The organism is Bacillus sp. FSL K6-0069 (assembly GCF_038007785.1).
GTDB classification, from domain to species: Bacteria; Bacillota; Bacilli; order Bacillales; family Bacillaceae_G; genus Bacillus_A; species Bacillus_A mobilis.
In genome coordinates, this window is the sequence record NZ_JBBOXN010000001.1 from 2,489,551 (window position 1) to 2,507,526 (window position 17,976).

General features: G+C 31.3%; 17 protein-coding genes and 1 pseudogene. 15 read left to right on the forward strand and 3 right to left on the reverse strand.

Going from position 1 to position 17,976, the window contains the following annotated elements:
* Positions 1 to 89 precede the first annotated feature (89 nt).
* The 4 genes from MHB74_RS12665 to MHB74_RS12680 all read left to right on the forward strand — a co-directional run bounded on the left by MHB74_RS12665 (position 90) and on the right by MHB74_RS12680 (position 4,349).
* On the forward strand, positions 90 to 2,477 hold the full coding sequence (locus tag MHB74_RS12665; protein WP_061678507.1) for an RNaseH domain-containing protein: 2,388 nt from the start codon (positions 90 to 92) through the stop codon (positions 2,475 to 2,477).
* Between the two features lie 209 nt (positions 2,478 to 2,686).
* Positions 2,687 to 3,466 carry a DUF3959 family protein gene (locus tag MHB74_RS12670; protein WP_061678508.1) on the forward strand — a complete coding sequence of 260 codons (780 nt, stop codon included), beginning with the start codon at positions 2,687 to 2,689 and terminating at the stop codon, positions 3,464 to 3,466.
* Between the two features lie 127 nt (positions 3,467 to 3,593).
* Positions 3,594 to 4,010 (forward strand): DUF3995 domain-containing protein, encoded by a 417-nt coding sequence (locus MHB74_RS12675; protein WP_061678509.1) that lies wholly within the window; start codon positions 3,594 to 3,596, stop codon positions 4,008 to 4,010.
* 135 nt (positions 4,011 to 4,145) lie between these two features.
* Positions 4,146 to 4,349, forward strand: a complete 204-nt coding sequence (locus tag MHB74_RS12680; RefSeq protein ID WP_061678510.1) for a hypothetical protein — start codon at positions 4,146 to 4,148, stop codon at positions 4,347 to 4,349.
* 248 nt (positions 4,350 to 4,597) lie between these two features.
* Here MHB74_RS12680 and MHB74_RS12685 read toward each other — a convergent pair whose 3' ends face one another.
* Complete coding sequence (locus tag MHB74_RS12685; protein ID WP_061678511.1) at positions 4,598 to 4,810, reverse strand: hypothetical protein; 213 nt, start codon at positions 4,808 to 4,810, stop codon at positions 4,598 to 4,600.
* Positions 4,811 to 5,015: 205 nt separating this feature from the next.
* Here MHB74_RS12685 and MHB74_RS12690 point away from each other — a divergent pair, with 205 nt between their 5' ends.
* From MHB74_RS12690 to MHB74_RS12715, 6 genes are all read left to right on the forward strand, one after another.
* Positions 5,016 to 6,020 (forward strand): DUF1835 domain-containing protein, encoded by a 1,005-nt coding sequence (locus MHB74_RS12690; protein ID WP_061678512.1) that lies wholly within the window; start codon positions 5,016 to 5,018, stop codon positions 6,018 to 6,020.
* Positions 6,021 to 6,168: 148 nt separating this feature from the next.
* The gene (locus MHB74_RS12695; protein WP_061678513.1) at positions 6,169 to 6,573 is read left to right on the forward strand and encodes a hypothetical protein; all 405 of its coding nucleotides are present in this window, start codon (positions 6,169 to 6,171) and stop codon (positions 6,571 to 6,573) included.
* A 157-nt stretch (positions 6,574 to 6,730) separates the two neighbouring features.
* Positions 6,731 to 7,966, forward strand: coding sequence for a cytochrome P450 family protein (locus MHB74_RS12700; protein WP_061678514.1), 1,236 nt, complete (start codon positions 6,731 to 6,733; stop codon positions 7,964 to 7,966).
* 267 nt (positions 7,967 to 8,233) lie between these two features.
* Entirely contained in the window at positions 8,234 to 9,517 is a 1,284-nt protein-coding gene (locus MHB74_RS12705; RefSeq protein ID WP_061678515.1) for an MFS transporter, read from the forward strand.
* Positions 9,507 to 10,139, forward strand: a complete 633-nt coding sequence (locus MHB74_RS12710; RefSeq protein ID WP_061678516.1) for a Vat family streptogramin A O-acetyltransferase — start codon at positions 9,507 to 9,509, stop codon at positions 10,137 to 10,139. The genes MHB74_RS12705 and MHB74_RS12710 overlap by 11 nt, the downstream gene beginning before the upstream one ends.
* A gap of 70 nt (positions 10,140 to 10,209) precedes the next feature.
* Positions 10,210 to 10,365 (forward strand): DUF1540 domain-containing protein, encoded by a 156-nt coding sequence (locus MHB74_RS12715; protein ID WP_000046092.1) that lies wholly within the window; start codon positions 10,210 to 10,212, stop codon positions 10,363 to 10,365.
* A 102-nt stretch (positions 10,366 to 10,467) separates the two neighbouring features.
* On the opposite strand, the pseudogene MHB74_RS12720 reads toward MHB74_RS12715, so the two are convergent.
* Positions 10,468 to 10,548, reverse strand: a pseudogene (locus MHB74_RS12720) (PadR family transcriptional regulator); the annotation flags it as partial.
* Between the two features lie 29 nt (positions 10,549 to 10,577).
* The gene (locus tag MHB74_RS12725; RefSeq protein ID WP_257144603.1) at positions 10,578 to 10,808 is read right to left on the reverse strand and encodes a DUF4127 family protein; all 231 of its coding nucleotides are present in this window, start codon (positions 10,806 to 10,808) and stop codon (positions 10,578 to 10,580) included.
* A 257-nt stretch (positions 10,809 to 11,065) separates the two neighbouring features.
* Between MHB74_RS12725 and MHB74_RS12730 the strand changes: the two genes are divergently transcribed.
* From MHB74_RS12730 to MHB74_RS12750, 5 genes are all read left to right on the forward strand, one after another.
* On the forward strand, positions 11,066 to 11,368 hold the full coding sequence (locus tag MHB74_RS12730) for a hypothetical protein (RefSeq protein ID WP_061678517.1): 303 nt from the start codon (positions 11,066 to 11,068) through the stop codon (positions 11,366 to 11,368).
* A 322-nt stretch (positions 11,369 to 11,690) separates the two neighbouring features.
* Entirely contained in the window at positions 11,691 to 12,269 is a 579-nt protein-coding gene (locus tag MHB74_RS12735) for a cysteine dioxygenase family protein (RefSeq protein ID WP_061678518.1), read from the forward strand.
* A 177-nt stretch (positions 12,270 to 12,446) separates the two neighbouring features.
* Positions 12,447 to 13,298 (forward strand): Cof-type HAD-IIB family hydrolase, encoded by an 852-nt coding sequence (locus MHB74_RS12740; RefSeq protein WP_061678519.1) that lies wholly within the window; start codon positions 12,447 to 12,449, stop codon positions 13,296 to 13,298.
* Between the two features lie 414 nt (positions 13,299 to 13,712).
* Entirely contained in the window at positions 13,713 to 15,500 is a 1,788-nt protein-coding gene (locus tag MHB74_RS12745; protein ID WP_061678520.1) for a PAS domain-containing sensor histidine kinase, read from the forward strand.
* A 225-nt stretch (positions 15,501 to 15,725) separates the two neighbouring features.
* A complete protein-coding gene (locus MHB74_RS12750; protein WP_061678521.1) occupies positions 15,726 to 17,852 on the forward strand; it encodes a peptidoglycan D,D-transpeptidase FtsI family protein in 2,127 nt (708 codons plus the stop codon).
* The last annotated feature ends 124 nt before the right edge of the window (positions 17,853 to 17,976 follow it).

Below are 17,976 nucleotides of genomic sequence, written 5' to 3' on the forward strand. Positions count from 1 at the left end.
TAAATACTTGGTATAAATCGATTAGATTAAGTGATAATTTTTCTAGTTTTTTGTGATCAAGAAAAATGAAGAAAGGAAGTAATCATTTTATGGAAAAATTAAAGTTATTAACATTTGAAAATATAGTAGAACCTCTTTTAAACGAAAGTGTATCATTTATATATTTCCCTATTGATTGGCTTGATATTGTAGAGATACATTATAAGACATTTTTATTAACAAGTAAGTTGAAACGATTGAATGAAAGATTATATGATATGTTTTCTGATATATTATTTATTCAGCATAATCCGTATGTATTAAGTGAAAATACACCATGGATTGTATCGAAAGAACCTATTAGAAAAGAACAACTCGATTATATTTTCCAAAGTTGGTATGAGGTAATTCATGATTGGAAACCTAATAAATTAATAGAATTGCCAAAATATGAATGGCATTATGATTTAATTTCTAACTTAACAGTACTACATGATAATGAAATATATTCTAAGTGGGTGCCTGCTTTAATTTCTCATATTTTTTGTGAACAACCTGTACGGATAGAGAATATCAATGAAGAAGATATATATTTTTCTCCTCTTAGATCACAAAATATTTGTGAGGCAATGTCAGAGCCTATTAAAGATGAAAAAACTCAAGATTATTTCGCCTATGTATATCGTTTCGAATGTATCACGCGCGGGGGCGAAAATATTCCATTATTAAATGTTTCTATAGGAATTCGGAGGTTTTACCAAGAATATAACCATCCAGATATTCCTTTGCTATTAAGACGAAAACGGGGCATGATATTGGTTTCTACTCCAGATTTTGCATTGAATAATAAGAAATTACGGTTTGTAAAACTAAAAGTTCAACAGGCTACAAACGGCATAAAATGGATTAAGATATTTAGAAATTTAAAAGATGATTTTCGTATAGGTGGAGAAGTTGAATTAGAGCATATTCTTCAATATCCGAAAGATTATATGATAGGAACAAATATTAGGGTGTTGCTTCCATACAATGAGAGAATATATAAAGTTCAAGGTACTAAAATAAAACCTGGTATAAAAGTAAAAGAAAAAGAGCATCTATTTAAAGGGTTTCAGCAAAAATTCGTTAATTTCACATTACTACCAGAATGTAAAAAGGTAGCAACAAATAATGAAAATGAATTATTCCCTTTAATTGCACCAAAAGGATTAGAGACTATAACGTTAGAAATATGGTCTGAAAAAATCTCGTTGGAAGTTGAACAAGCGTTATTTGACAGTGAAATTGTGTTAGCTCAAATCGGTGAGTCATTATTTGTTTTAAATGCAGATTCTCCAGTATTGTTAAAAATAGTAAGATGTAATATTGAAAAAGTATTGCAAAATCCATATAAAATGCAATATTGCCAGAAATACAAAACAAATTTAGTAGAGGATGTTATGAAAGCGGTTTATGCTACTGCAGGTGAGCGCAATGATGCGACATTGGCGTTAATCGCAATGAAAAATTGTGATGGGCGTGAAAAAATCGATCCAAAGCAAATCGTTAGAGAAGGGTTTGCACGAACAAACCGTATTTCAGCATTTATTAATTTATTTATAGGCCAAAGTGTAACCCATAAAACAATAATAAATTGTATTCTTAGTTTATTAGAACAAAAAGGATTTTTGAAACGTAGTTGGAATAAAATAAATTTACCTTGTACATATGTTAATTTATCAATTGAACGAATCTCGAAATTTGATTTCTTACCTATTATTTCACAAATAAAAGGAAAAGAAATTTCATATAAATTATATGGTAATACAGAGTGGCAAACGATTGATTGCTTGTTATTAAATGTAAATAAGCATAATACCTTTTTACCACAGCCTTCAAAAAGAAATGATATGGGAATTCAATTTAAACAATTTGTTTTTGAAACATTAAAGGGAATTTTACAACGTGCAAAAGAGAAAAATGAACAAGTGTATTTCATTGTAGATGCGCATTTAAGAAAATATTGGATGAAAGAGTTACAAAATAAAAAAATTGATATAGATATTTTACCGGAGATTGTTCCTGATGTGCTAAAGGTTCCTAATTTAAATGTTATAAGAATAAATACATCTTTTGATACACCAAAATACGGTGTGATAGAACGTGATGATGTTCCTGAGGGCACAAGTTTATATGTAGATCAAAAAGGGATGTATTATAGTACTGGTGAATATTCGCTAAATGGTAGTGAAACATCGCAGCGATACATACTTGAAATATTAACGCTAGGTGTAAAACCTGTAGAAAGGAATTACATCGCTAAAATGATACACTATATGTGCTGTAATTCAAGTATGCTTCAGGAAAAAAATATACATATGCCGTATTTTATGCATATGGCGAAAGTAATAAAGAGCTATATGACGGATATAGATGCAAGAGAATTTAAAGAGTTTGATGATGAATTGGATGTAGATATAATGAAAATAGAAAAGAATGATTCAATCTTTCTGCTTTAAATAATAGTAGACAAATCCTGCTCGTTATATTGATCAGGATTTGTCATTTTTTCATGTAAATAAGGATATCCTTTGTCATGTATCTTTTCTTTTATGTATTTACTTTATTTGCATACAGGATTAAGATATTTTTTAGAAATACAAAATCTACATCATATGGAAAAGCAATATGAATTGATTCAAAAGAAATTTGAAAGGAATGAGGAATTGTGAAGAAATTAGATGTGTTATTAATGCTATTAAGCGGCCTCTTTCCAGTTGCAGGAATTATGAAGCAAATCCCACTTGAACAATCTTTATATATTGGAGGCCTATTATTTTTTACTAGTTTCGGTAGCTATTTTGCGAAAAAAATATATTCACGTATATGTAGTTGGATAGCTTACGCGCCAATTATAACACTACTGTTAGTTATTTGGCATCAAGATATTTCAATAAGTTCCATAATAGCGAATGCGAAAATTGCCGCTTGTATCGCTTTAATTCCATGTTTATTTCGTTTTCGTACATATGGACTTACTTTAGGCTTATTCTCATTATGGGCCGCTTTACTATGGGATATTAAAGAAGTACAGTCGTTAGTTATACTTGAACGTATGTCGAGTTTAATGACAAGTCATTACTTATATCTTCTATTGTTAGTTGGAGGACTTATTTTAGGTGGATTACTTGCGATGCTATTACATCGTAAAGAGCAGGATGATAATAAAGAAAATATAAATCTACTTCAACAAAAAAAGAAACGCAAAAAATTATCATTTAAGATTCCACTTCCAAAATTACCGAAAGTAAAGATAAAATTATTTAAGTTTAGTGGAAAAGCATCAAAACGAAAAACGCCAGAAAACATACGTGAGCATAATTACGAAGAACCAGCTTCAGCTGCAACTGCAACATATGAAATGACAGAGCAAATACAACAATATAAAGAAGGTACTGCTCAAGGACAAACGAGGATGGAACGTCGTAGGAATAGGTATAATGTATAAAATATTTCAGTAACCCCTTTAATGATGTATCATTAAAGGGGTTTTTTATGTAATTTATAGATTACTAATGTGGAAATTGTAGCATACTCTAAAGTTGAGGACTTAAATAAAATAATGGGAGGATAAAATGCTTATTATTACATACATTTCGGTCTGTATATTATTTTTAGTTAGTTTTTTACATGTTTACTGGGCTTTCGGAGGTAAGTGGGCGACAAATAGTGTCATTCCAACAAAATCTGGAGAAAAGGCGTTTATACCAGGTACAGGAATGACATTGTTCATTGCGTTATTATTAAGTATGGCAGCAATAATTTTATTACAACAAACCAATGTTGTTCATTTTGCATTTCCTAATATTATTGTTCAAATAGGATCCTGGATTTGTATGATTGTGTTTTTAATAAGAGTGATTGGTGAGTTTCATTATTTTGGTATCTTTAAGCGAAAAAAAGATACGCAATTTGCTAAAATGGATACTGTTTTATATATACCACTTTGTGCATTTTTATCTTTATCATTCTTACTAGCAATAATATCGTGAACAGAAAATAGTACCTGCTTTCTTTAAAATAAACGTGAATTAGCAAGGAGTAAAAGTGAGAAATCTAGTAGTAAATAAAAAGGATGTAAGCGTCTTCTTATCGAAATATAGATTATTATGAAAGGCGGTGACACTATGAAGTATGTAAAAGTAAGTATGAATGGTGGAAGCGAACACAAATTCTCGATGACTCTAGATCGGTTTGAAGAACTTATTACTACAGAGAATGGACTATTAGAAAATAAATTAGTTAGTATTGAAAATGTAATGATTAATCCTACTAATATATCTTCTGTAGTTGAAAAAATTGGTGTACCGGCTAAATTTATGGAAGCTTAAAAATCGGTACATAAAAAACATCCATAGGGATGTTTTTTTATTTATAAATATGATAATTGTACAATGAATATATGAGCAAAATTTTTAGCAATACGCATACATTTGATGTGTAATAGATGCACAATAAAATAAGTACAAGCATATATTATATTGTAGGACAAGACCTTCGTGTCCTACTTAATACTCAGAAAAAACCTCTATCACATGAGAGCATCCAATTGCAGGGTGCTCTTTTTTTATCCCGTTCTTTAACTTTCAATTTTAAACATATCTTTGATGTTAATAAATATTAAAAATAATATAATAGCAAAAATTAAGTTAGATAAATAGAAATCTTGATGAAATAGTAATTCAAAGATGACATCGAAAGTATATAAAAAGGCGATAGTAGGTAATATACAAATAAATATAAATCTCCAATTTTTTAGATAATGTTTATAAGTAGTAAATACTTTATCCATACATATAGCTCCTGTGTTTTTTATTTTCTATATAATTATACATTTAAATAAAGGGATTTACAAAAAGTTATTTAGCTATTAAAAATATTATTTAGCTGTAGCAATCTAAATAATAAATGCTTTTACTTAAAAAAACTTTTAAAGAGCGATACTAAAATGATAAACTATAATCTACGTTAGTTTTGAAATGAATAGAGGGATTTGTGTGATAGATAAAATCAAAAATGTTGTAGAGGATATGTATGAAGAGGAAGCAAAGCATTTACTTCAAAGTATTCTAATACAATTAGATGTATTAGACGGGAATTATAACGAAGATATGATAAAAAATTTAACGAGTATTCCTAAGCAATTGACAAGTCATGCGACTCAGGAAAAGAACGTAAGAGAAAGTATACACATTCATATCGCCTTTGATGATTCAACAGCTGGTTGTTTAAAATATATGTTGAAACAGGAAGGATTACTTGAGGAGAGTGTAGTTTCATTCTCTGAATTCTTTTCAATTGGGCCTGTTCATCAATTACATACAAATGAAGGTCAATTAGCAAGAAAAGAGTGGTTATTAAATAACTTAACTTCTTATGATTGTTATTTTGAAGAAGAGTATTTACCAAAATTTAAGGAAACTTTAGAAGTTCTACATTCAATTCCAAATGAAACACCAATTACCATTTGGAAGGCAGATAACGCACATGAACATGTAGGCTTAAGTTTTGTAATTGCACAATTAAAAGATAAGAAAAACATTCGCGTTATGAATACGTCTGAAGCAAGTAAAGAAATATTAAAACAAGAATATGATATTCGTGGAACTGGAGAGTTAGCACCTGAAAGTTTAGCTCTAATTCAAAAAAGTTTTGTAGAATTGCCATATTTAACTGTAGAGAAACGTATGCAGTTTGAACATGAGTGGGATAGTCTATCGAAAAGTACGGAGTTTTTAAGAGTTTGGAAAGAAAATGAAGTGCATTCTGTACAAGAAGATTATTTTGATCAATTTATGATTGAATGTGCGAAAAGTGCAGGTGCTGATCGTGAGTTCCTAAAAGCTCCTAGAGTAATTGGTGAGGCACTTGGTCTTGTAGAGCAATCAGTTGGCGATACATTTTTAGAATATCGCTTAAAGGAATTAATAAAAAAAGAAGTTTTTGAATTTGAAGGTTCGTTAAATGAAATGCGTTTTTATAGTGTGAAGTTGAAAAAATAATATATATATTATTTTTATGAAAAAGCTCGTATTTAAAAAATACGAGCTTTATTTTTTATTAAATTTAGGCTATACATAAGCTTCCTATAGAGGGCATATCGCATATGAATGTTAAAGGTACTGAATGAAAAGTAGGTGATTTGTTAATATGTATAACCAACAAAATTATCCATATGATCAAGGGATGTATTATAATTCACAAAACTACGGGTATGAATCTGTAAATGAAGTGAGAGAAATGGAACAAGAAGATTATAGACCAGATGATGCGGAAGATGCTCCAACGTCACCACCACCGTCTCAAGCGCCATCGTTACCATCTACATTTTCTTCTCCAGCGCAAGCAGGCAATATGAAATCCTGGATGTGTAATTGTCTAGGAAGATGGGGCTATTTACGTTTGCATCGTCCTGGACCTTTCGGAAGGGACTTATGGTTCTTCCCGACTGAAGTGAGGAGAAATGGGGTTTCAGGTTACACTTGGCAAGGTGGTCGCCGTCGTAAAGTAAGTTATCGCTATCAACAAATTAGTAATTTCATGTGTTTTGCGTAAATAAGAGTGAGAGAGTAGAAGGATTTTACTCTCTCACTTTTTTATTTTTCAATATAAGAAGTAAGATTTTGATTAAAAATTTACAATTTTCACGTTTTTATTAGAGTATAATGCAACTGTTGGTTCGTTTTCAAAAAAATGAGAGTGAGGGGATACAATGTCAATGAAAAACAAAGTTGGGCAAAGAATAGAGGATGGTATTAATTTAGCTTCAGCGCAGTTTAAAGAAGATGCTTATGAAATTTATAAAGAATCGCGAAAAATACAACCTATATTATTTGTAAATGAAGTTGAACTTGGTAAAGAATGGCTCATTACAAGATATGAAGATGCTCTGCCACTTTTAAAAGATAATCGTTTGAAAAAAGATATGACAAATGTGTTTCCTCAAGATACAACGAACATGTATCTTTCCGTTGACAATAGTGATCATTTAACAACTCATATGTTAAATTCAGATCCACCTAATCACAGTCGTTTACGATCTTTAGTTCAAAAAGCTTTTACACCGAAGATGATTACACAATTAGACGGGAGAATTCAGAGAATAGCGGATGATTTAATAAGTGAGATAGAGCGGAAAGGAACTTTAAATCTTGTGGATGATTATTCGTTCCCTTTACCGATTATTGTAATAAGTGAAATGCTTGGTATTCCAAAAGAAGATCAAGCGAAATTTAGAATTTGGTCTCATGCTGTTATTGCATCGCCAGAAACACCTGAAGAAATAAAAGAAACCGAAAAACAACTATCTGAGTTTATTACATATCTTCAATATATAGTTGATGTAAAACGAAAAGATCCAAAAGAAGATTTGGTTAGCGCGCTAATACTTGCAGAAAATGAAGGGCATAAACTTAGTGCTCCAGAGCTATATTCAATGATAATGCTATTAATCGTAGCAGGACATGAGACAACAGTGAATTTAATTACGAATACGGTATTAGCACTTCTTGAAAATCCAAATCAATTACAGTTGTTAAAAGATAACCCAAAATTAATCGATTCTGCAATTGAAGAAGGATTGCGTTATTATTCTCCAGTTGAGGTTACAACTGCAAGATGGGCAGCTGAGCCTTTTCAAATTCACGAACAAACAATCCAAAAAGGGGATATGGTTGTCATTGCATTAGCTTCGGCAAACCGCGATGAAACAGTATTTGAAAACCCAGAAGTATTTGATATTACTCGGGAGAATAATCGTCACATTGCCTTTGGACATGGTAGCCATTTCTGCTTAGGCGCTCCACTTGCTAGGTTGGAGGCGAAGATTGCTATTACTACTTTGATTAATCGGATGCCTGAATTACAAATAAAAGGGAATCGTGAAGATGTTAAATGGCAGGGGAATTATTTAATGCGTTCTTTAGAGGAATTACCATTAACATTCTAGAATATTTATTTTTAGACATGCATACATAGAAAATGCTTTACATAGAGTATGTATGTGTTATTTAAATTCGAAACGGAAGGGTGAAAACATCCCAATGATCAACTAATTCTATTTGTAAGAGATCTTCGTTAAAAAACGAAATATTCTTCTGAATAGGGTTAGTCTGTACATGTATAGAAAAGGGATGTATTTCGCTCTGCGAATATATAGTCTTTTTATATGATTTGTGCTGCCTCCTGTTCAGAACACGAAATAGGAGGCCTTTTTATGTCGAAAAATGTAGTAACGAAACAAAATAATGGGGTATCACAAGTATTGAAAAATAGATTTGTACAGGGAATTTTAGCTTCAGCATTATTTTTACAAATTGGAATATGGGTTCGAAACTTTGCCGTATTACTGTATGTAATGGAAATGACGAAAGGTGATGCTTTTGCTATTTCAATGATTTCAGTAGCTGAATTTGCTCCCATTTTTATTTTCTCATTCATTGGTGGAACGTTTGCTGATAGGTGGAAGCCAAAGAAGACAATGATATGGTGTGAAACGTTAAGTTCTATTTCAGTATTCGCTGTATTAATTACACTTATGTTTGGAACGTGGAAAATCGTATTTTTTGTCACGCTTATTTCTGCAATCCTTTCGCAGTTTTCTCAACCATCGGGTATGAAGTTGTTTAAACAACATTTATCGGCGGAACAAATCCAATTGGCGATGTCTATATATCAAACAATATTTGCGATTTTTATGGTGTTAGGGCCAATACTAGGAACGTTTATTTTTCATAGTTTTGGAATTTATATTTCAATCATCATAACAGGTATCGCTTTTTTACTTGCAGCAGCAGTGTTGTTATTTCTTCCGAAAGATCTTGAGAACGATAATGAGAAGAAAGAAATCACGCTATTACAGGAAATGCTAGACGGTATTAAATATGTAAAAAAGAAAAAAGCATTAACTTTGCTAGGGCTTTGTTTTATGGCAGCAGGACTGGGTATCGGTTTAATTCAGCCTCTAGGTATATTTATTGTAACTGAGCAGTTAGGGCTGTCAAAAGAGAGTTTACAATGGTTACTAACAGTAAATGGTGCAGGAATGATTGTTGGCGGTGCTTTAGCAATGGTATTTGCGAAAAATGTTGCACCGCAAAAGATGTTAATTGTAGGGATGCTCGGTCAGGCGATTGGCATTGGTATTATAGGTTATTCGACAAATTTATGGGTGACACTTACAGCACAACTTTTTAGTGGTTTAGCTCTCCCATGTATCCAAATAGGCATTAATACACTCATTATTCAAAATAGCGATACAGATTTTATTGGAAGGGTAAACGGTATTTTAAGTCCATTATTTACAGGATCAATGGTAGTAACGATGAGTATTGCGGGCTCATTGAAGGAGATGTTCTCATTAAGTACGATGTATGAAGGTACAGCTTTACTTTTTATAATTGGATTATTATGTATTTTACCTATATATAATTTAAAACCAGTAATAACGGTAGAAAGTGAAATAAATGGTGAAGGAAGTGCTGTACAACATGAATCCTAATCCAAATGTTAAATATCCTATTGAAGGAAATCAAAATGTCCATTTTATAAAAAATACAGTAACAAAAGCTAATATACTAGTTGGTGATTATTCTTATTATGATGCGAAAGATGGAGAAACATTTGAAGATCGTGTATTACATCATTATGAATTTCTTGGAGATCGCCTTACGATTGGAAAGTTTTGTTGTATTGCAAATGGAGTTACCTTTATTATGAACGGAGCGAATCATCGGATGGATGGATTTTCGGCATATCCATTTAATATATTTGGAAATGGGTGGGAGAAGTATACACCTAATTTGTCTGATTTACCCTACAAAGGTGATACAGTTATAGGAAATGACGTTTGGATAGGTATGGATACAACGATTATGCCCGGAATAAAAATAGGGGATGGTGCAATTATTGCAGCTAAATCTGTTGTGACTAGAAACGTCGCACCATATACTATTGTCGGTGGTAACCCTGCAAATAAAATAAAGGACCGATTTATAAATACAATAATAGAAGAATTGTTGCAAATTCAATGGTGGCATTTTGACATTAAAAAAATAACTGAAAATATAGATGCGATTGTACAAGGAGATATTGAATCATTAAGAAAGCTAAAAAGGGAATAAAAAATGCAGTCTAAAGAGTATCATACCTCCGAATTTTGTTAATGATAATAGAACAAGGAGGTGTGATACTATGGCACAAGACGTTTTATGTGAAGTAAACAACTGTAAATTTTGGGCTAACGGCAATAAATGTAGTGCAGATGCAATTTATGTAGTAAGTAATAAAGGGAAACATGCATCAACTACTGAAGAAACAGATTGCAAAACTTTCGATCCAGAAATATAAAATTTTGAAGGGTAGCCAAATCGTGGTTGCCCTTTTATTAATTATAGTATTGATAATAAATCTCATTTTCATTCATTGTTTTTAACTTTTCTTTTTATTTTTTCATATTTTCTTCATAAGTGATGTAATCCAGAGCAATTCATGTTCAATACGTGATTTACTAAATTCAATGACTTCTGTAATAATTCGCCACTTTAGATATTCACTTTCAGTTAAATCTCTTTTTCAAACGAGATAACTTGATGAACAAACTCCATCGCTGCAATATGTGATAAGAGAGTACCAATAGTGTTTGAACTACCGTTTGGTAAGAAATCTAAATCACTTTGGTTTAAATTGGAGATTTCGCTCAATGTAACATCTCTTGTATGTTCAAGCATTGTTACAAGCTCTCCAATCTTATTTGAATAGTTTTCTCTTGAAATTATTTTATAATCTATCATATATATCCCTCCAATTCATGCTAAGCATAAGTTTACCAATAAAATAAAAAAGACAAAGTCTGGAAATTCATGTAAAATAATGATATAATTTAATTGAATATAAAGAAAAAGGAAACCTGTTTTTATCAGTGTTACCTTATCCAAGACTAAATTTTACCCATACATCATTTTTTTGATGTAGCTCTTGAAGATAAAAACTATTTAATTTTCAAGGAACAGTTATTAACTTAAAACTTATTATACGAGGAGGGTGTATCATGAAAAAAATATGCTTTGTATTAATTGTCGACGCTGGTATAAATTATGGTTCAATATTTTCTCTACCATTTTTAAGGAATCAGGATGATTTGAAGGGATATTTCTCTGAGTATTATGACGTTTCAGTTAATTATATTAGGGATAAAAACTCAGTTGACTATTTGGTAGTTCCCAAACCGTGTCCACCTTTTGATAATGAAAATAATCTTCCAATAATTGAAGTACCAGCAATCTTATTTATGGAAAAGGATTTTGAAAAAATAAAGACTTATATAGACAATTATTTTTCTAATAACTCATAAAGAAAATAAAAGTACAGTAAAATGAAGTCCGATAAAAAACGAGTGGCGTAGAATATTTCTATTAATCATTCGTTTTTTATTATATTTACATATCAGTCTATCGCAAATGAACTTGTACAACATATCGGGAAATATAGTGAGGTTAATATCGTTGAAGAGTTTAATGAACAAACTTTGAAATTCTTACCTATTCGCTTGACAACTCAATAACCTGATCAGCAAGGTGCAAAATTATTGTACCTTGTTTTTTTATTTCTCAATTGTGAATTTTTAGTGGCCTATTTAATATGGAAGTGTGTGAAAAGAGTAGAGGAGGATGCTTATGTTAACGTGTAAAGGAAGTAAAACGTTTCAAACATTTATTAAAGCTGTAACGGATTTAATTGATAGTAATTTGTTAGAAAATCAAATTGTTTGTGCGATTGAAAAATTACTAGAAGAACTTTTAGAAAAGAAAACATGGCTTCCACTAGAAAAACAGAAGGCGAATTCGGCTCAATATGCACGACATTTATTATATGAAGATCCTTTAAAGCGATTTGAAGTATTAGCTCTTGTATGGAAAGATGGACAATCTACACCTTTACATGATCATGATGGTACATGGGGAGTAGAAGGTGTTTTTACAGGAAGGATAATGGTGCAGAATTTTATACAAACTAAGCAGCTTGAAAATTCACTTGTTTATTTAACGCATACAGAAAATCTTTATTTGGGAGAAGGAGAAACAGATACAGTTATTCCACCAGCAGATTGTCATATTCTTGAAATAGCTGAAAACGAAAGTGTTGTCACGATTCATATTTACGGAAAACGTTTAGAAAAGTTTAAAGTATATGTCCCAACTGAAGAAAAAAATGTGTACATGTGTGAGACAAAATATATTAGTTATAATTCATAGATTAAAATCAAAAGCTTTTCTTTAAAAAGAAAAGCTTTTGATTTTATTTTTAATTATTTCTTGACCTGAAACGCTTTTCATAAATTATAAATAAGGAGTACTTCACGATTTCAGTATGAAAACGATACCTTTTGTTTAATTTGAACTCGTGTATTTAAAGAAAGTGGTGAAGAAATAATGAAATTAATCGCAATTGATTTAGATGGAACTCTTCTTTCGGGGAATAAAATGATTAGTAAAGAGAATGCGGATGCAATTCGAAAATGTCAGGAAGCTGGCCATGTTGTAACAATTTGTACAGGGCGTTCTATTGTTGATATTGAAAGATTGTTGTTAGAGGTTAATTTAGACTGTCCAATTATTGCGGAAAATGGTGCGCTTATATATAAAGATAAAAAAATGATGAAGAGATATCCAATTGAAAATATGCAGGCACTTGAGATTGTAGACTATCTTGAAGAGAATGGCTTATATTATCAGCTTTATACTAATAAAGGTGTATATGTACCAGATTATGGCGTAGAGAGTGTGCGTAATGAGATCGAATATGTGAAGAATTCAAAAGAAAGTTTTGATGTGAAAGAGTTAGAAACGATTGCAGCATTATATCTTGAACATACAGCATTTCATAGTGCAGAAAGTTGTAAACCAATTGTAGAAACTGATATACATGTGCATAAACTTTTACCATTTTCTTATGACATAGAAAAATTACAAAAGTTAAAAGCTGCGTTTCTGCATAATACTGATTTAGCAATTACATCTTCATATTGGCATAATTTAGAGATTAATCATCGTGATGCCCAAAAAGGAAATGGCTTATATACTTTAGCAGAACACCTGAATATTCCAGTCGAAAATACTGTAGCGATCGGTGATGGGCTAAACGATGTTTCCATGATGGAAAAAGCGAATATATCAATTGCAATGGGGAATGCAGTAGAAGAAATAAAAGCGATGTGTCAATACGAAACCTTATCAAATGAAGAACACGGTGTTGCACATGCCTTAAATAAATATGTAATGTAATATAAAAAGAAAAAAAGAATCCAAATAGATTCTTTTTTTCTTTTTATTAGGGGTAAGGTATTCTATGAGATTCATAGAAGCCTTATTACTTTTTATTATATAGAATATATTGGAATAAATGTTTATATTTTTCATGTTAATTGTGAAAATTTTATGAACTTTATATTTTTTTGTATTTTTATACAACTAAAGGTGATATGTATTACTCTCATATGAAAACCATGTATGAGATGAGTAAATACAAATGGATTAAAAGTTCATTTTTCATGCGAATTCTTTTCTGTTTTTAATTGAAAAATAAAATTTGTTCGAATAATTATTCTACAGCTATATACCTAAAGGCACATTCTTCGTATAATGGAGAAGTATAAATTTTGAATTTGTATTAATTTTACATATTGAGGTGAAAAAGGAATGAATGCGCGGCTAATGGAACTTATTGATGTGAGTACAATAGAAACCATGGCAGAACAGTTTTATAAATTAACCAACATATCACATCAACTTCTTGATGCTGAAAAAGAATGTATATTTTCTTTTGGAATAAATGAGACGAAAATATGTAAACTTCCCAAAATTGAAATCCCCATTTTTTTATACAATCAACATTTAGGATCTTTTGTAGTATGGTCCAACAAAAGCGAAATTTACAATTGTCAAAAATACTTTGAAATGCTTTCAAATCTAATTATTGATGGAGCAACAAAAGTATTTCAAAGCAAAAATACAATGTTGTTTACTCGAAAAGAGGAGGAACTACATACGATTTTACAAAACATGCCTGTTATGGTTGATGCGCTTGATTATAATGGAGATTTTGTTTTGTGGAATCGGGAGTGTGAAATTGTAACAGGTTATACCGCTGAAGAAATAATAGGAAATCCAAATGCCCTTCAATTATTGTACCCAGATCATAATTATCGTCACCAAATACAAACGAAATTTTTAACTTGTGGAAAAAATTTCAGGGATTGGGAAATGCACTTAACATGTAAAAATGGTGAAATTAAAACAATCATGTGGTCCAATATATCGGAACAGTTTCCTGTAACAGGGTATAGCTACTGGGCTGTCGGTGTAGATATTACACATTTAAAAGCGATAGAAGAGCAGTTAAAACAACAAACGTCTGAATTGGAATTAATTTTTAAGGCTTTACCAGATTTATGTTTTTTAACAGAAGATGATGGCACAATTATAGATTATAAAGCAGGATCCCCTTCGAAATTTTACGTACCGGCAGAAGCTTTTATGGGAAAAAAGTTTTTCGAAGTATTACCTTCTCCAGTAGCACAGCAGTTTCAGGAAGCAATTCATCAAGTGAAGGAAAAAGGAACGAATGTAATTGTTGAATATCCACTTACAATTAATGGGAGTATCGATTTCTTTGAAGCTAGATGCTTACCATTATTACATGATAAAATAATGATCATTGTACGTGATATTACAGAGCGGAAAAAGACAGAAGAATTACTAAATAAATCAGATACACTTGCAGCAATCGGTCAATTAGCAGCGGGGGTAGCTCATGAAGTGCGGAATCCATTAACAGTCATTAAAGGGTTTATACAGTTATTCCAAATTAATAAAGAGGATCAAGAAAAATATTTTGATCTAATGCTTTCGGAAATTGAAAGAATAGAGTCGATCCTCCAAGAATTTTTGTCAATTGCTAAAACAGATGAAATGAATACAGAACAAAAAAATATTTATCAAATTTATAAAAATGTCGTATCGTTAATGAATACAAAAGCAATTATGACAAATATTCAAGTCGAATTATATGCAGAATCCAACGATATAAGTATTGAGTGCTCTGAAAATCAATTGAAACAAGTATTTATTAATATTTTGCAAAATTCTATCGAAGCTATGCCAAATGGTGGGAAAATTACAATCCACATAAAAGAAATAAACGATGATGGTGTCATTATTCATGTAATTGATGAAGGAATAGGAATACCTGAAGAAAGAATTAAGAGATTAGGTGAGCCTTTTTATAGTACGAAAGAAAAAGGTACCGGTATTGGATTAATGTTAAGTTACAAAATTATTGAAAGCCATCAAGGAAATATAAGTATTATGAGTGAGGTTGGTGTCGGGACAACAGTAACGATTTACTTGCCGAAAGTTCAGAGTAAAGAACCTCTATCAAATTGTGATGATAGATGTATATCGATACGTTCTAGCATTCATTCTTAAATAGATGATTAAATACCCAATGAAAAAAAGCTAAACTTTTTTCATTGGGTATTTTTATATTTAATTTAATAAACTTTACCTTTTCTTTACCTTTGTTTTAATTTCTATTAAGTTTTTATCGGTATATTAATATTTGTATAAAGTACTGTATAGAAAATGTGCATTACTTTTAATATATAGATTCTATTATTATGAGGGATACTGTAAGGAGGAGGTTATGACAAAGTGAATAAGCAAGAGAAAAAAAGTGGTAGAGCAATACCGACGCGGTTAAATATTTTATTTCTTTGTGTATTTTTATTGTTTTCTGCAATGATTATACAGTTAGGGAAAGTGCAAATTCTCGATGGAGAGACGTATAAAAATGAAGTAGAAAAGAGAGAAAATGCAACTGTGAGTCTTTCCGTCCCGCGCGGTAAAATATTTGATCGTGAAGGAAATCCGGTTGTTGATAATAAATCTTTACGAACGGTCACGTACACAAAGATGAAAGGTGTAAAATCAGAAGATATATTAAAAACTGCAAGACAACTTGTAGATATAATTGAAATGCCGCAAGAAGATATTACTAAGTTAACTGAGATAGATAAGAAAGATTTTTGGATGCAATTAAATCCGAAACTGGCTGAAAATCTAGTATCTAAAAAAGAAATAGATACATTTAGAGAGAAGGATATTAGCGGTAAGAAGCTAGATAAAAAAATAGAAGAATTAAAAAGAAAACGAGTTACAAATAAAAATCTTCAGGAATTAACAGATAAAGATATAAAAGTTTTAGCTATTAAAAGTAAGATGACTGCAGGGTATCAAATGGCTCCTCAAATTATTAAAAAAGATGTTAGTGAAAAAGAATTTACTATAATTAGTGAAGGTTTAGCGAATCTTCCGGGAGTAGACGTATCGGTTGATTGGGAGAGGGTGTATGTAAATGATGGATTATTCCGATCCGTTCTTGGAAATGTTTCTAATTCCGATGAAGGATTACCGAGTGAACGATTAGATTACTACTTGGTACGTGATTATAGCCGAAATGATAGGGTTGGAAAAAGTTATATCGAGCAGCAATATGAAGATGTACTTCATGGGGCAAAAAGAGAAGTAAGAAGCGTTGCTGATAAACAAGGTAATACAATTAGAACGGAAACAGTTTCTGAGGGGAAAAGTGGTAAGAACTTAACTTTAACAATAGATATGGAGCTGCAGAAAAAAGTAGAAGAAAGTATTGAAAAAATATTAAAAGCATATAAAGGTTCAGAATCGATGTTGGACCGTGCTTTCGTTGTAATGATGAATCCGAAAAACGGACAAGTATTATCAATGGCTGGGAAAAGACTTGTAGAAAAAGATGGGAAAACAGAAGTTGAAGACTACGCATTAGGCACAATGACTAGTTCGTATGAGCTTGGATCAACAGTGAAAGGTGCGACAGTTTTAACTGGATTTGAAATGAAAGCTATAACACCAGGTACTTATTTTTATGATGCACCAATGAAGTTTAAAGGAACTAAGGAAAAAAAGTCTTGGAAAGAGTTCGGAAATATTGATGATTTAAGAGCGTTACAAGTTTCTTCAAACGTTTATATGTTTCATACAGCATTAAAAATTGCAGGTGTGGATTATGTGAAAAATAGCTCATTAAATATTAAACAGGAGTACTTTGATAAAATGAGGTATTATTTCAGGCAATTTGGACTAGGTGTTCCAACAGGCATTGATTTACCAAATGAAACAGCTGGACAAATTGGTAAAAAAGATAATCAGCCTGGTTTCTTATTAGACTACTCAATTGGTCAATATGACACGTATACACCGCTTCAGCTTGTACAGTATATTTCAACTATCGCAAACGGTGGATATCGAATGAAGCCGCAAATTGTTCAAGAGGTAAGAGAGCAAACGTCGCAAAAAGATGAAATTGGTAAAGTAGTACATTCAGTAGAGCCAATCGTTTTAAATAAAATAGATATGAAAGAGGAATATATAAATCAAGTAAAGGAAGGATTTAGAAGGGTATTCCAAGAAGGTGATGGAACTGGGGTAAGGGCGTTCCAAAAAGCATCGTATAAACCAGCAGGTAAAACAGGGACAGCACAGACAGTTTACGGTGGTGAAAGTGATATCGGAAGAAATGAAAAAGGCGAGAGAAAGGAATGTTATAATTTAACGTTAGCAGGATATGCGCCATATGATAATCCAGAAGTAGCGTTCTCTGTTGTTGTACCATGGGTTATTAATGATAAATCTGGCATTAACTCTGATATTGGAAAAGAAGTTTTAGATGCTTATTTCGAATTGAAAAACAATCGTTTAAGTGGAGAATCGCCAAAAATAGATGATCCTAAAGAGAATTAAAATGTACGAAGCGTCTCTAGCAATCATGTGAACTAGAGGCGTTTTTTCATAGGAATAAATTAGAAACGAGGTATAATAGGTAAAGTAGAAATAGTATATTATCTATTTAATTGAATAAAATGGG